We start from the raw sequence: 13,139 nt of genomic DNA, 5'->3' as shown, positions 1-13,139 counted from the left end.
CCCTCGCTGTGTCCTCCGGGTGGACGCCCAGAATCTCCTTTGTCAGTAGGACTTGGGGAGACCCAGGGACTGGTGGGATACGTAATTGAGGATCATCTCGCGGCTGACCGGGGCGATCCGGGCGACCCTGGCGGCAGTGATGAGGGAGGCGAGGCCGTACTCCCGGGTCAGGCCGTTGCCGCCGAGGGTGTGGACGGCCTGGTCGACGGCCTTCACACAGGCCTCACCGGCCGCGTACTTGGCCATGTTGGCCGCCTCGCCCGCGCCGATGTCGTCGCCGGCGTCGTAGAGGGCCGCGGCCTTCTGCATCATCAGGCGGGCGAGTTCGAGCTCGATGTGGGACTGGGCGAGGGGGTGGGCGATGGCCTGGTGGGCGCCGATGGGCTCCTTCCAGACCTGGCGGGTCTTGGCGTAGTCGATGGCGCGGGCGAGTGCGTACCGTCCCATCCCGATGGCGAAGGCGGCGGTCATGATGCGCTCGGGGTTGAGCCCGGCGAAGAGCTGGAGGAGACCGGCGTCCTCGTCCCCGACGAGCGCGTCGGCGGGCAGGGCGACGTCGTCGAGGACGAGCTCGAACTGCTTCTCCTGGGCCTGCAGTTCCATGTCGATCTGCGAGCGCTGGAAGCCCTCGGCGTCGCGGGGGACAATGAAGAGGCAGGGCTTGAGCTTGCCCGTACGGGCGTCTTCGGTGCGGCCGACGATGAGGGTGGCGTCGGCGATGTCCACGCCCGAGATGAAGACCTTGCGCCCGGAGAGCACCCAGCCGTCACCGTCACGGCGCGCGGTGGTCGTGATCCGGTGCGAATTGGACCCGGCGTCGGGCTCGGTGATGCCGAAGGCCATGGTGAGGCTGCCGTCGGCGAGGCCCGGCAGCCACTTCTGCTTCTGCTCCGGCGTGCCGAACCGGGCGATGACGGTGCCGCAGATGGCGGGTGAGACGACCATCATGAGGAGCGGACAGCCCGCGGCGCCCAACTCCTCCAGAACGATGGACAGTTCGGCCATGCCGCCTCCGCCGCCGCCGTGTTCCTCGGGGAGGTTCACGCCGAGATAGCCGAGCTTGGCGGCCTCCGCCCACAGCTGTTCGCGTTCGTAGCCCCGGCCGTGGCGCTGTCCGAGCGCGGCGACGGCGGCACGCAGTGCGGTGTGTTCCTGGCTCTCTATGGTCATGACGCGGTGTCCTCCTCCTGTGTGGCTTCCGCCGTTACTTCGTTGACGACGGCGAGCAGGGCGCCGACCTCGACCTGACGGCCGGGTACGGCGTGGAGCGCGGTGAGGATGCCGGAGGCGGGCGCGAGGATGCGGTGCTCCATCTTCATGGCCTCCAGCCATACGAGTGGCTGCCCCTGGGTGACCTTGGCCCCCGCGGCGAGCCCGTCCCCGACGCGGACGACGGTCCCGGGCATGGGCGCGAGCAGCGAACCGGGCTCGGCCCGGTCCTGCGGATCGGTGAACCGCGGCCGCACGGCGAGCGCGTGCGCGCCGGTGGGGCTGTCGATGTGGACGTACCCGTCACCGTGATCGGTGACGTCGAAGGGCCGCACGATCCCGTCGATCTCGAGCCGCACCCGGTCCGGGCGGGCGTCGACGACGCGCACGCCGGGCTCGTCGACGAGCTCGAACCCGCCGCCGCGGGTTCGGCGATACCGGACCTCGTGCTCGCCGTAGCCCTTGACCTGCGGCTGCGAGTGCAGATTCCGCCAGGCTCCGGGCCGGGCGGCGGCATCGGCGACCGCGGCGGCGATGGCGGCGTACCGCTCCCCGTCGGCGGGCGCGGTGAGGGCGTCGAGGTGCCGCTCGTAGAACCCGGTGTCGAGCCGGGCGCCGGTGAAGTCGGGATGCTCCAGGGACCGCACGAGCAGGGCCCGATTGGTCACGGGCCCGTGCACGCGCGCCCGCCGCAGGGCTTGCGCGAGCAGCCGCACGGCGGCGTCGCGGGTGGGTGCCCAGGCGATGACCTTGGCGATCATGGGGTCGTAGTGCACGCCGATGGAGTCCCCGGCGGCGTACCCGGCATCAACGCGCAGCCAGGGGGCGGCGTGCACGAGGTCGTGGCCTGCGGCGGCCACGCCCCCGGGGCCGTCGTCCACGGGCCCGTCCGCGCGAAGCGCCGGGCCAAGACCGGCCCGGCCACCGGGAGAAGCACCGGAATCGTCCGCGCGAAGCGCCGGACCGCCGGCCGCAGGGCCACCGCCCGCCGCCGCACCGCTCGGGCCGTCCGCGGGAAGCACCGATCCGTGGCCCGCCTGACCACCGGGCACGGCACCCGACTCGCCCGCGCGAAGCGCCGGACCGCCCGCGACGGGGCCCAGGCCGTCGGCCACCCGACCGCCCGCGCGAAGCGCCGGGCCCGCGGGGGTGTGGGGGGTCCCGCCCCCCACGTTCAAGGGCGGGTGGGTGGGAAAGACCCGCACGTCAAGCGCCCGCAGCACCCCCGTCTGCGGCGTCCACCCCGTCGCAGGGTCCTCCGCGTACAGCCTCGCCTCCACCGCGTGGCCCCTGGCCTCCGGCGGCGTCGCCGGGAGCCGCGAACCCTCCGCCACCCGCAGCTGGAGCGCCACCAGGTCGAGGCCGAACACCGCCTCCGTCACGGGGTGTTCGACCTGGAGGCGGGTGTTCATCTCCAGGAAGTGGGCGCGGCCCGCCGGGGAGATCAGGAACTCCACCGTGCCCGCGCCCCGGTAGCCCACCGCCCGCGCCGCCGTCACCGCCGACTCGTGGAGCGAGGCGACCAGTTCGGCGGGCAGTCCCGGCGCCGGGGACTCCTCGATGACCTTCTGGTGGCGGCGCTGGAGCGAGCAGTCGCGCGTCCCCAGCGCCCACACCGTCCCGTACGCGTCCGCCAGCACCTGGACTTCCACATGGCGGCCGTTCTCGACGTACGGCTCGATGAAGACCTCTCCGTCGCCGAACGCGCTCAGCGCCTCGGCTCGCGCCGCCTCCAGCTCGCCCGGGAGTTCGTCCAGCGAGCGGACGATCCGCATGCCCCGGCCGCCGCCGCCCGCCGCCGCCTTGACCAGGACCGGCAGGTCGTCCGCGGTCACATCGGCCAGGGGCGCGCCGCCCATCAGTTCCTTCGCGCGCGTCTTGGACGCCATCGCCTCGATGGCCGAGGGCGGCGGCCCGATCCACACCAGGCCCGCGTCCGTCACCGCCCTGGCGAACTCCGCGTTCTCGGACAGGAATCCGTACCCGGGATGCACCGCGTCCGCGCCCGCCGCCAGCGCCGCCTTCACGATCAGGTCGCCGCGCAGATACGTGTCCGAGGGCGCCGCCCCCGGCAGTCGTACCGCCGCGTCCGCCTCCCGCACATGCAGTGCCGACGCGTCCGCGTCCGAGTACACCGCGACCGTCGCGATGCCCAGCTCGCGGCAGGTGCGAAAGACCCGGCAGGCGATCTCGCCCCGGTTCGCGACCAGCAGAGTGGAGATCATCAGTGCCTCACATCCGGAAGACGCCGAAGCCGCCGCGCGCGCCCTCGACCGGTGCCGTGTGGATCGCGGACAGGCACAGTCCGAGGACCGTACGGGTGTCGCGGGGGTCGATCACGCCGTCGTCGTACAGCCGCCCCGAGAGGAACATCGGAAGCGACTCCGCCTCGATCTGCTGCTCGACCATCGCGCGCAGCCCGGCGTCCGCCTCCTCGTCGTACGGCTGCCCCTTCGCGGCGGCCGACGCGCGCGCCACGATCGACAGCACGCCCGCGAGCTGCTGCGGCCCCATCACCGCGGACTTGGCGCTGGGCCAGGCGAAGAGGAAGCGCGGGTCGTACGCCCGCCCGCACATTCCGTAGTGCCCGGCCCCGTACGACGCGCCCATCAGCACCGACAGATGCGGGACCTTCGAGTTCGACACCGCGTTGATCATCATCGCGCCGTGCTTGATGATGCCGCCCTGCTCGTACTCCTTGCCGACCATGTAGCCGGTGGTGTTGTGCAGGAAGACCAGCGGCACATCGCGCTGATTCGCCAACTGGATGAACTGCGCCGCCTTCTGGGACTCCGCCGAGAAGAGCACGCCCTGCGCGTTGGCCAGCACGCCCACCGGATAGCCGTGCAGCCGCGCCCACCCGGTCACCAGGCTCGGCCCGTACAGCGGTTTGAACTCGTCGAAGTCCGAGCCGTCGACGATCCGCGCGACGACCTCGCGCGGGTCGAAGGGAGTCTTCAGATCCTCGGGCACGATCCCGAGCAGCTCCTCCTCCGCGTACTTGGGCGGCTCGACGGGCCCCGGATCGCCGTGTGCCTTACGCCAGTTGAGGCGGGCGACGACCCGCCGCGCCTGCCGCAGCGCGTCCGCCTCGTCGAGGGCGAAGTAGTCGGCGAGTCCGGACGTACGGGCGTGCATCTCCGCGCCGCCGAGCGACTCGTCGTCGCTCTCCTCCCCCGTCGCCATCTTCACCAGCGGCGGCCCGCCCAGGAAGACCTTCGAGCGCTCCTTGATCATGATGGTGTGGTCGGACATGCCGGGGACGTACGCGCCTCCGGCGGTCGAGTTCCCGAAGACGACCGCGATCGTCGGGATCCCGGCCGCCGACAGCCTCGTCAGATCCCGGAACAGCGCCCCGCCGGGGATGAAGATCTCCTTCTGGGACGGCAGATCCGCCCCGCCGGACTCGACGAGCGAGATGCAGGGCAGCCGGTTGGCGTACGCGATCTCGTTGGCGCGCAGAGCCTTCTTCAGCGTCCAGGGGTTGGACGCCCCACCACGCACGGTCGGGTCGTTGGCCGTGATCAGGCACTCGACGCCCTCGACCACACCGATGCCGGTGACCATCGACGCGCCGACGGGATAGTCGCTGCCCCACGCGGCGAGCGGGGACAGTTCCAGGAAGGGCGTGTCGGGGTCGAGCAGCAGCTCGATGCGTTCGCGCGCGAGCAGCTTTCCGCGCGCCCGGTGCCGGGCGACGTACTTCTCGCCGCCGCCCGCGAGCGCCTTCGCGTGCTCGGCCTCCAGCTCGGTGAGCCGGCCGAGCATGGCCTCGCGGCGGGCTGCGTAATCGGGACCCGTGGAGTCGACGGCCGAGGCGAGCACAGTCATAGCAGTACCTCCGGGATGTCGACGTAGCGCGAACGCAGCCACTCGCCGAGCGCCTTGGCCTGCGGATCGAAGCGGGCCTGCGCGGCGACGCCTTCGCCGAGAATCCCCTCGACGGTGAAGTTCAGGGCCCGCAGATTCGGCAGGACATGGCGTACGACGGTCAGCTCGGCGGTCTCCGGGAGCAGCGCGCGGAAGCGGTTGACGGTCAGCTCGTGGGCGAGCCAGCGCCAGGCGTCGTCGGAGCGCGCCCACACGCCGACGTTGGCGTCGCCTCCCTTGTCGCCGCTGCGGGCGCCGGCGATCAGCCCGAGGGGCGCGGCCCGGCGCGGCCCGGCGGGCAGTTCCGCGGGCAGCCCGCCCTCGTCCGGGACCGGCTCGACGTCCTGCGTACGTACGGGAGTCGGCATCGTGATCCGGCGCCCGTCGGGCAGTACTGCCGTGTGCGTCACCTCGGCCGCGTCGATGTACTCGGCCTCGAAGACCCCGTACGGCGCGCCCTTGCCGGGCGGGGCCGTCACATGGAAGCCCGGGTAGCTGCCGAGCGCCAGCTCGATCGCCGCACCGCTCACCGCACGCCCCACCTTGTCGGGGTCGCTGTCGCGCACGACAAGGCGCAGATAGGCGCTGGCGCGCTCCTCCGTGTCGCCGTCGGGCCGCTCGGTGCGGGCCAGCTCCCAGCGGACCTCGGCCGGGCGGTGCTTGCCGAGGGCGTCGTCGAGCTGTTCGCGCACGAGGCGGGCCTTGGCCTCGATGTCGAGCCCGGTGAGCACGAACACGACCTCGTTGCGCCAGCCGCCGATGCGGTTGAGGCCGACCTTGAGGGTGGGCGGCGGGGCTTCGCCGCGTACGCCGGAGATCCGCACCCGGTCCTCGCCGTCCTGCGCCAGCCGTACGGTGTCCAGGCGCGCGGTGACGTCCGGTCCGGCGTAGCGCGCGCCTCCGGTCTCGTACAGCAGCTGCGCGGTGACCGTGCCGACGTCGACGAGGCCGCCGGTGCCGTCGTGCTTGGTGATGACGCTGGTGCCGTCGGCGTGGATCTCGGCGAGGGGGAAGCCGGGACGGCGTACGTCGTGGCCGCTGAAGAAGGAGTAGTTGCCGCCGGTGGCCTGGGTGCCGCATTCGAGTACGTGCCCGGCGACCACCGCGCCGGCGAGCGCGTCGTAGTCCTCGGGCCCCCAGCCGAAGTGCGCGGTCGCGGGCCCGGTGACGAGGGCGGCGTCGGTGACCCGGCCGGTGACGACGACGTCGGCCCCGGCGCGCAGGCACTCGGCGATTCCGGTGCCGCCGAGGTAGGCGTTGGCGCTGAGGGCGCCGGGGAAGCGGTCGGCGAGGTCGTCGCCCTCGACGTGGGCGACCTTGACGGGGACGCCGACGCGGTCGGCGAGTTCGCGTACGGCGTCGGCGAGTGAGGCCGGATTGAGCCCGCCCGCGTTGGCGACGATCTTCACTCCGCGGTCCTGGGCGAGGCCGAGGCTTTCCTCCAGCTGCCGCAGGAAGGTCTTGGCGTAGCCGAGGCGGGGGTCCTTCAGCCGGTCGCGGCCGAGGATGAGCATGGTGAGCTCGGCGAGATAGTCGCCGGTCAGGATGTCGAGAGGCCCACCCGTGAGCATTTCCTTCACGGCGTCGAAGCGGTCGCCGTAGAAGCCGGAGGCATTTCCGATGCGCAGCACGCTTTATGCCTCCTTCCGCTCGCGCCCCGGTCCTGCCGGACCGGCGAAGGCCTGCGCGATGTCGAGCCACCGGTCGGCGTCGGCGCCCTCGGCGCACACGGCGAGGTCGGCGCGGTGCGCGCGCTGGGTCACCAGGAGGCAGAAGTCGAGCGCGGGCCCGGTGACACGCTGGGCGGCGTCCTCGGGTCCGTACGCCCACAGCTCCCCGTCCGGCGCGGTCAGCTCCACGCGGAACGGCTCGGCGGGCGGGGTGAGGCCGCGTACCCCGAAGGCGTAGTCGCGTGCCCTGACCCCGATGTACGCGACATGCCGCAGGCGGGGGGTCGGTTCGCGTACGGCTCCGAGCGCGTCGGCGATGTCCTGACCGTGCGCCCAGGTCTCCATCAGGCGTCCGGTCGCCATCGACGCGACGCTCATCGGCGGCCCGTACCAGGGGAAACGCGCTCCGGCGGGTGCCGCGCGCAGGGCCTGCTGCAGCTGCTCGCGCCCGGCGCGCCAGCGGGCCAGCAGCTCGGCGGGCGGCAGCGCGGCGCCCTCCTCGGCGCCCTCGTCGACGAAGTCGTCAGGCGCTTTCAGTGCCTTCTCGACCTGGGCGCCGAAGGCCTCGCGGTCGGTGGCCGCGAGCAGCGCGGCCGCGTCCGTCCAGGCGAGATGGGCGATCTGGTGGGCGACTGTCCAGCGGGGCGCGGGGGTGGGGCGCGCCCATTGCTCGTCGGTCAACTCCCCCACCAGCTGGTCGAGTTGATTGCTCTCGCTGCGCAGATCGTCGAGTACGACGGACGGGTCGGACACGGTGCGCTCCCTCGGGACACGACGTTGTGTGCCCCGGAGCATGGCAGCGCGAGAGAAAACAAGCAAGCATGCTTGCTTTACTTTTTGAGGTCTCCCGAGGGCTTTCCGGCCACCTGAGTGCGCACCGCGCCCATGCTCGCCGCGATGACCAGCGCTATCGCCAACGCGTCGACCGCGGAAAGGGCTTGATGCAGTACGAGGAACCCGGCTGTCGCCGCGATCGCCGGCTCCAGGCTCATCAGCACCGCGAAGGTCGGCGCGGGCAGCCGGCGCAGCGCGAGCAACTCAAGGGTGTACGGGAGGACGGACGACATCAGCGCGACGGCGAGCCCCAGCCCGAGCGTGGAGGGCACGATCAGCTTGGACCCGGACTCCGCGAGCCCCAGCGGCAGGCTCAGCACCGCCCCGACCGCCATCGCCAGCGCGAGCCCGTCCGCCTGCGGGAAGCGCCGCCCGGTACGGGCGCTGAAGACGATGTACGCCGCCCACATCGCGCCCGCCGAGAGCGCGAAGGCCGCGCCCACGGGGTCAAGCCGGTCGAAACCGCCGCCGCTGAGCAGGAGCACACCGCCGAGCGCGAGGCCCGCCCAGACGAGATTGACCAGCCGCCGCGACACGATCACCGAGAGCACGAGCGGGCCCAGCACCTCGAAGGTGACGGCCGCGCCGAGCGGGATACGGTCGGCGGCCTGGTAGAAGAGCACGTTCATCGCGGCCATGACGGCACCGAAGGCGACGACCGTGCGCCAGTCGGCGCGCGAGTGCCCGCGAAGCCTGGGCCGGCAGACCACCAGCAGCACGAGGGCGGCGAGAACGAGCCGCAGCGTCACGACACCGAGGGCACCTGCGCGCGGCATCAGCAGCACCGCGATGGCGGCGCCGAACTGCACCGACAGCGCACCTGCGACGACGAGCGCCACGGGTGCGAGGGCGCGGCGGGAGCCGGCTGCGGGAGCGCCCGCCTCCAGTGCGGCAGCGGCTTCCGGCTCATTGGCGACGACCACGGCACGGGTCTCGTCCACCGCACACCTCCCAGGCTGATATCTGACCCCCTCCAAGCTACGGGTCGGCGCACGAAGGGTGAAATGCGGACTGGGCTGCGGTTATGCTCCACACGCATGAGCATCGAGCTGCGCCATCTCCGCTGCTTTCTCGCCATCGCCGAGGAATCCAGCGTGACCAGGGCGGCAGCCAGGCTGCACCTGACACAGCCGGCCGTCTCCCGCACGCTCGCTGCGCTGGAAAAACACCTCGGCACCCGGCTGGTGGACCGCTCCACCCACCATCTCGCCCTGACCGCGCAGGGCCACGTCTTCCGCGACAAGGCCGCGGCCGCGGTCGCCGCCTTCGACGAGGCCCTCGACCCGGCCCGCCTGCGTCACTGGCCCCTGCGGCTGGGCTACGCCTGGTCGGCCCTCGGCCCGTACACCACTCCCCTGCTGCGCCGCTGGGAACGGGAACACCCCGACACCCCCCTCGAACTCCTCCGCATCGACGACCGCACGGCGGGCCTGACCCGCGGCGAGGTCGACGCGGCGGTCCTGCGCGGCCCGGTGGACACCCCCGGCCTGGTCACCGAGCTGCTGTTCACGGAACCCCGCATCGCGGCGGTCACCTCGGACGGCCCCCTGGCCGCCCGCGCCACCCTGACGCTGGCGGACCTGACAGCGGGCCCGGTCATCCTGAACACGGTCTCGGGCCTGACCACCCTGGACCTCTGGCCCCCGTCGGCCCGCCCCACGACGACGCTCACGGTCGGCAACACGGACGACTGGCTGACGGCCATCGCGGCGGGCCGGGGCACGGGAGTCTCGGTGTCCTCCACCGCCGCGATGCACCCGCACCCGGGAGTCGCCTACCGCCCCCTGTCGGACGCGCCACCGGCGCAGGTGGTGCTGGCTTGGCGGGCGGGGGCGGGGCACCCGGGGATCGGGCAACTGGGGGCACTGGCGCGGGAGGTGGCCGCGGCGCAGTGAGCTGCCCCACGTGGGTGACACGGTCCCGGTTTCCCGTTCCCTCAACTGTGATCCCTTGACCCTTGGCTCTCCACCTCGGGAGCATCGAGCAGGACATGCGGCACTGTCAGCAGGGAAGAGGGGAACCCGGACGATGAAGGTCTCCAAGCTGATCAGCACGTGCGAACTCAAGGACTGTCCGACGTTGTACGCCACCGACCGGGACACGCTGCTGGTACAAGGGGAAACGCCCGCCGACCACGGGCTGCGCATTCCCGCGCATGAGACCCTCGTCGAGATTCCGATGGAACTGATTCGGAAGGCGATTCGTGAGCAGCTCATCTAAGACGTTCGCGGAACTGTTCGACAACTTCGAGCGCGAAGCGTTCCGACTGGAGACTCTGGACGACTACGGCAAGTCCGGAAACGTCGTCGCCTACCAGTCATTCCTGGCAGGTGAGCCGCAGCCCGAGGCCTACAACGCGGAATGGGTGGCCGAGCTTCAGTCGCACGTAAGCAAGGGTAAGCGCGTGTATCGCGTACATGTCCTGTCCCGCCCGCTGACTCCCTATCTTCGCTTTGAGCTCGGCTGGGGCTACCGGAAGAACATGAGCGGAGGTGAGGAGTTCTTCATCCTCGACACTACCGAGCAGTCGAACCCTCTTGACGGTGTCCCCGACTTCTGGCTCTTCGATTCGACGGACACAGCGATACTGGGATATGACGAGGCCGGGGCGTTCCTCGGCGCAGAAGTCGTCGGCACAGGGCGGGCACACGAGTTCGCCGAGTACCGAGAGACGGCGCTGGCTCATTCGGAGCCATTCACTGACTGGTGGGCCAAGTACGGGGAGTGAATAGAGCGCAGCTTGGAGCCGCCCTGCGGGCACTGCGAGAGGCATCCGGAAAGGAAGCCAAAGCAGTCGCCCGCAGCGCCCTCATGTCTCCGTCCAAGCTGTCCAAGATTGAGAACGCAAAACTGCAGCCGAGCACAACCGATGTAGAACGTGTCCTGACTGCCATTGGCGTGTCGGACGAGATAAAGACGGAGTACACCGAAGCAGCACGCACTGCAGCCACCGAGACGACAGCATGGCGGCTGTTGAAGCGCGCCGGGATTCACAAGGGCCAGCAAGCCGCAAAGGCTCTTGAGGCCCAGATGTCGGTGTTGCGACTGTTCCAACCGGCGCTGGTTCCAGGGCTCCTGCAGACGCCGGAGTACATCAGGGCGGTTCTGCAACGGCACGATCTGAGCGAGGAATCCCTGACCCGCACTCTCGGCGGAAGACTTGAACGACAGGCAGTTCTTTACGACAACACAAAGACTCTTCAGTTCATTGTCACAGAACCTGTTCTCCGATGGCGGATTATCTCAGCGCAGATGATGGCCGCACAGCTGGACCGGATCGTATCCGTCTCCAGGCTCCCGCACGTGGACATCCGCGTAGTTCCCCTGGGAGCGCGGCAGCGCGACATTGCCAATCACGCCTTTGTGATCCGGGATGACCGGATGGTCACCGTAGAGACCATTCACGCCGAGGTGGTCGTTACCGACCCGAGGGACGTGGCTCTCTACGTACAGAAATACAAGGGTTTCGAGCAGGTGGCACTGTCCGGCGATGGAATGCGGAGCATGGTCGAGGGCATCCGGGACGGATTCTTGCAGGAACAGGAAACAGACTAGAGCGGTGTCCGTACTGGCCCCACGATGGACCCATGCCGCGACAGACGCCCAACCAGCAGCCAATTCCTAAGGGTTGGCGCATCGACCCCATTCCAAGTCGCCCCGCCTACAAGGACGAAGACGGGAACGTCCGCATTCCCATCTGGCTGACGAAGAACGGTCGGCATGCGGCGGACACGGAAATGGTCCTGCTCCCCTCGGAAGCCGAATTGCTGAACGAGCGGCTGACCAACGCCATCGGCGACCCGCCGTCGAACCTGCAGGCGCTGCTCCACGCCCACGTCATTGCCCAGGGCCACGGCGTCACGGTCGTGTCCAAGCTCCCCCACTCCCCCTGAGGCGGCCGCCCCTCACACCCCCATGAACTTCCGCCCGACCAAGGGCGGGGGACGGCCATGCCCTGTGGCCGTCGGACGATCAGGAAGGCATACCCATGCAGACCGGAACCGACCTGTACGCACTCCCCATCGACCGCGCCGCGTTCGCCAAGGCCTGCGGCGGCAACACCCACCCCGACGGCGAGTCCTGCGTCACCCTCGCCCGCATCGGCGCGGACGCCTGGGCCCTGGGTGACAGCAAGCAACCGGGCCTTCAGCCGCTCCGGTTCACCACGGCCGAGCTGGACGCCGCCGGGATCGACCCCGAGCGCTTCGGACTCTCGGCCTAGCGAGCCGCCCCGGCCCCCTTTCCCCCGGGGGCCGGGGCCTCCAACCGCACCGAACGAGGTGACAGTTGCACATCCACGGCTACCTCTGGACCGGCCCAAAGCAGCGATTCGACCAGGAAGGCCTGCGCCGCGCCTCGTACGCCTCCGACCTGCCGCCCATGGAGACGGCGCACTGGCTCATGAAGCCCGCGTCCTCGATCCAGGGCACGTGGCAGGAACCGAAGGAGGCCGCCGCCTGGCTCTGTGAGCGCCTCGCCGAGTACGAACCCCGTTTCGCGTCCCGGACCGATCGCGACAGCGACCGCCTGACCGCCCTCTTCAACTCCGCTGCTGACCGCCTCGGTTGGGGCGGGGATCTGTCCCTCGGCTACTACCTCGAACGCCCCGTGTTCCTGTCCCTGGCTCTGGTGACCTGCTCCCCCAACCGCGTCATGCCCGATCACTGCTGCCCCCGCAGCTAGTGCTGTGACCGCATAGGTTCGCCGGGTTGGTGGTGGCGGTTGGATGTGCGGTGACGTCGATCCAACTGCTGGAGGCGCGGTGGCCGAGCCTGTCCGGGTGCGCAGACTGACTGACCAGGAAGGGCAGAAGCTGCTGGCCTCGGCCGACGGGAACCGGGTGCCGGTGATCGCCCAGTTGGTGCAGGCCGACGAGGACACCGTCCGGGATGTGATCCACCGGTTCAACCAGATCGGCCTGGCCTGTCTGGACCCTCAATGGGCGGGAGGCCGTCCCCGCCAGGTGCCCACGGGACCACCACTACCGCGAACGCCAAGACCATGCGTCCGTGATCGGAGGGATGGATACCTCAGCGCAGGCAGCGCCCGCGGCGGGACGAGTGTCAGACCGGCTCGCCGAGGTCCTTAACGATCCAGCCCGGTGCGTCAAGGCGCACCGGCTGAGCGCCAACCAGGTCCGCCAGGTGCGCCTCGAGGCTCGTGAGCTCGTTGGAACCGATCTGCTGTTTCCATTGATTGCGCAACTCGTCGAAGATCGATTCGCCTTGTCGCAGCACTTCGTAGCCGAGGGGGGTGACGTGCAGGCGCTTGCGGCGGGCGTCGAGAGGGTCCGTGTCTCGTGCCACGTATCCGCGCTCTTGCAGCACCGTGATGGTTTTCGCTGCCGCCTGCTTGGAGACCGACAGGCGCCGCCCGAGTTCTGAAGCGTTGTCCGCGCCGGCGGCGATGGCTCGCATGGCGAAGTCATGGACAGGACGCACGTCCTCGTAGCCGCGGCGCGCAAGCTCGGCGGTCGCGGCGTCCACCAGCGAGCGAAAACCTCCGAGCAGGAGCAGTGCGAGATCAGCGCCAGATCGTGACATGGAAGAAGACTAC

Annotated in this window: 14 protein-coding genes and 1 pseudogene; 8 read left to right on the top strand and 7 right to left on the bottom strand. The window is 70.4% G+C overall.

From position 1 onward, the window contains the following. Window positions 1-42: 42 nt before the first annotated feature. From OOK40_RS16360 to OOK40_RS16335, 6 genes are all read right to left on the bottom strand, one after another. Window positions 43-1,170: an acyl-CoA dehydrogenase family protein gene (locus tag OOK40_RS16360; RefSeq protein WP_266481466.1), complete on the bottom strand. Its 1,128-nt coding sequence runs from the start codon at window positions 1,168-1,170 to the stop codon at window positions 43-45. Further along, window positions 1,167-3,434: a biotin carboxylase N-terminal domain-containing protein gene (locus OOK40_RS16355; protein ID WP_266481463.1), complete on the bottom strand. Its 2,268-nt coding sequence runs from the start codon at window positions 3,432-3,434 to the stop codon at window positions 1,167-1,169. Before OOK40_RS16355 ends, OOK40_RS16360 begins: the two co-directional genes overlap by 4 nt. Before the next feature lie 7 nt (window positions 3,435-3,441). After that, entirely contained in the window at window positions 3,442-5,040 is a 1,599-nt protein-coding gene (locus OOK40_RS16350) for an acyl-CoA carboxylase subunit beta (RefSeq protein ID WP_266481461.1), read from the bottom strand. Next, window positions 5,037-6,710, bottom strand: a complete 1,674-nt coding sequence (locus OOK40_RS16345) for an acyclic terpene utilization AtuA family protein (protein WP_266481459.1) — start codon at window positions 6,708-6,710, stop codon at window positions 5,037-5,039. The genes OOK40_RS16350 and OOK40_RS16345 overlap by 4 nt, the downstream gene beginning before the upstream one ends. Window positions 6,711-6,713: 3 nt before the next feature. Beyond that, window positions 6,714-7,502, bottom strand: coding sequence for a TIGR03084 family metal-binding protein (locus tag OOK40_RS16340; protein ID WP_266481457.1), 789 nt, complete (start codon window positions 7,500-7,502; stop codon window positions 6,714-6,716). A 77-nt stretch (window positions 7,503-7,579) separates the two neighbouring features. Then, a complete protein-coding gene (locus OOK40_RS16335) occupies window positions 7,580-8,470 on the bottom strand; it encodes a DMT family transporter (protein ID WP_266481786.1) in 891 nt (296 codons plus the stop codon). A 150-nt stretch (window positions 8,471-8,620) separates the two neighbouring features. Between OOK40_RS16335 and OOK40_RS16330 the strand changes: the two genes are divergently transcribed. The 8 genes and pseudogenes from OOK40_RS16330 to OOK40_RS16295 all read left to right on the top strand — a co-directional run. Further along, entirely contained in the window at window positions 8,621-9,478 is an 858-nt protein-coding gene (locus OOK40_RS16330; protein WP_266481455.1) for a LysR family transcriptional regulator, read from the top strand. A gap of 133 nt (window positions 9,479-9,611) precedes the next feature. Further along, window positions 9,612-9,803 (top strand): hypothetical protein, encoded by a 192-nt coding sequence (locus OOK40_RS16325; protein WP_266481453.1) that lies wholly within the window; start codon window positions 9,612-9,614, stop codon window positions 9,801-9,803. Beyond that, the gene (locus tag OOK40_RS16320) at window positions 9,787-10,311 is read left to right on the top strand and encodes a DUF6879 family protein (RefSeq protein WP_266481451.1); all 525 of its coding nucleotides are present in this window, start codon (window positions 9,787-9,789) and stop codon (window positions 10,309-10,311) included. The genes OOK40_RS16325 and OOK40_RS16320 overlap by 17 nt, the downstream gene beginning before the upstream one ends. Then, entirely contained in the window at window positions 10,308-11,138 is an 831-nt protein-coding gene (locus OOK40_RS16315) for a helix-turn-helix transcriptional regulator (RefSeq protein ID WP_266481449.1), read from the top strand. Before OOK40_RS16320 ends, OOK40_RS16315 begins: the two co-directional genes overlap by 4 nt. A 32-nt stretch (window positions 11,139-11,170) precedes the next feature. Beyond that, window positions 11,171-11,476: a hypothetical protein gene (locus OOK40_RS16310; RefSeq protein ID WP_266481447.1), complete on the top strand. Its 306-nt coding sequence runs from the start codon at window positions 11,171-11,173 to the stop codon at window positions 11,474-11,476. Window positions 11,477-11,571: 95 nt separating this feature from the next. Beyond that, window positions 11,572-11,805, top strand: coding sequence for a DUF397 domain-containing protein (locus OOK40_RS16305; RefSeq protein WP_266481445.1), 234 nt, complete (start codon window positions 11,572-11,574; stop codon window positions 11,803-11,805). A 65-nt stretch (window positions 11,806-11,870) separates the two neighbouring features. Then, window positions 11,871-12,266, top strand: coding sequence for a hypothetical protein (locus OOK40_RS16300; RefSeq protein WP_266481443.1), 396 nt, complete (start codon window positions 11,871-11,873; stop codon window positions 12,264-12,266). Window positions 12,267-12,345: 79 nt separating this feature from the next. After that, window positions 12,346-12,549, top strand: a pseudogene (locus OOK40_RS16295) (helix-turn-helix domain-containing protein); the annotation flags it as partial. A gap of 97 nt (window positions 12,550-12,646) precedes the next feature. Here OOK40_RS16295 and OOK40_RS16290 read toward each other — a convergent pair. Continuing rightward, window positions 12,647-13,126 (bottom strand): MarR family winged helix-turn-helix transcriptional regulator, encoded by a 480-nt coding sequence (locus tag OOK40_RS16290; RefSeq protein ID WP_266481441.1) that lies wholly within the window; start codon window positions 13,124-13,126, stop codon window positions 12,647-12,649. Window positions 13,127-13,139 lie beyond the last annotated feature (13 nt).

Source organism: Streptomyces sp. NBC_01481 (genome assembly GCF_026339995.1).
Classification (GTDB): Bacteria; Actinomycetota; Actinomycetes; order Streptomycetales; family Streptomycetaceae; genus Streptomyces.
Note: the sequence above shows the minus strand (reverse complement) of the source record. Positions and strands in the feature narration are given on the sequence as shown.

Excerpts from the sequence above, each read along its gene's own strand:
- OOK40_RS16360 (WP_266481466.1), bottom strand. The coding sequence starts at position 1,170 with ATGACCATAGAGAGCCAGGAACACACCGCACTGCGTGCCGCCGTCGCC.
- OOK40_RS16355 (WP_266481463.1), bottom strand. The coding sequence starts at position 3,434 with ATGATCTCCACTCTGCTGGTCGCGAACCGGGGCGAGATCGCCTGCCGG.
- OOK40_RS16350 (WP_266481461.1), bottom strand. The coding sequence starts at position 5,040 with ATGACTGTGCTCGCCTCGGCCGTCGACTCCACGGGTCCCGATTACGCA.
- OOK40_RS16330 (WP_266481455.1), top strand. The coding sequence starts at position 8,621 with ATGAGCATCGAGCTGCGCCATCTCCGCTGCTTTCTCGCCATCGCCGAG.
- OOK40_RS16325 (WP_266481453.1), top strand. The coding sequence starts at position 9,612 with ATGAAGGTCTCCAAGCTGATCAGCACGTGCGAACTCAAGGACTGTCCG.
- OOK40_RS16310 (WP_266481447.1), top strand. The coding sequence starts at position 11,171 with ATGCCGCGACAGACGCCCAACCAGCAGCCAATTCCTAAGGGTTGGCGC.
- OOK40_RS16305 (WP_266481445.1), top strand. The coding sequence starts at position 11,572 with ATGCAGACCGGAACCGACCTGTACGCACTCCCCATCGACCGCGCCGCG.
- OOK40_RS16290 (WP_266481441.1), bottom strand. The coding sequence starts at position 13,126 with ATGTCACGATCTGGCGCTGATCTCGCACTGCTCCTGCTCGGAGGTTTT.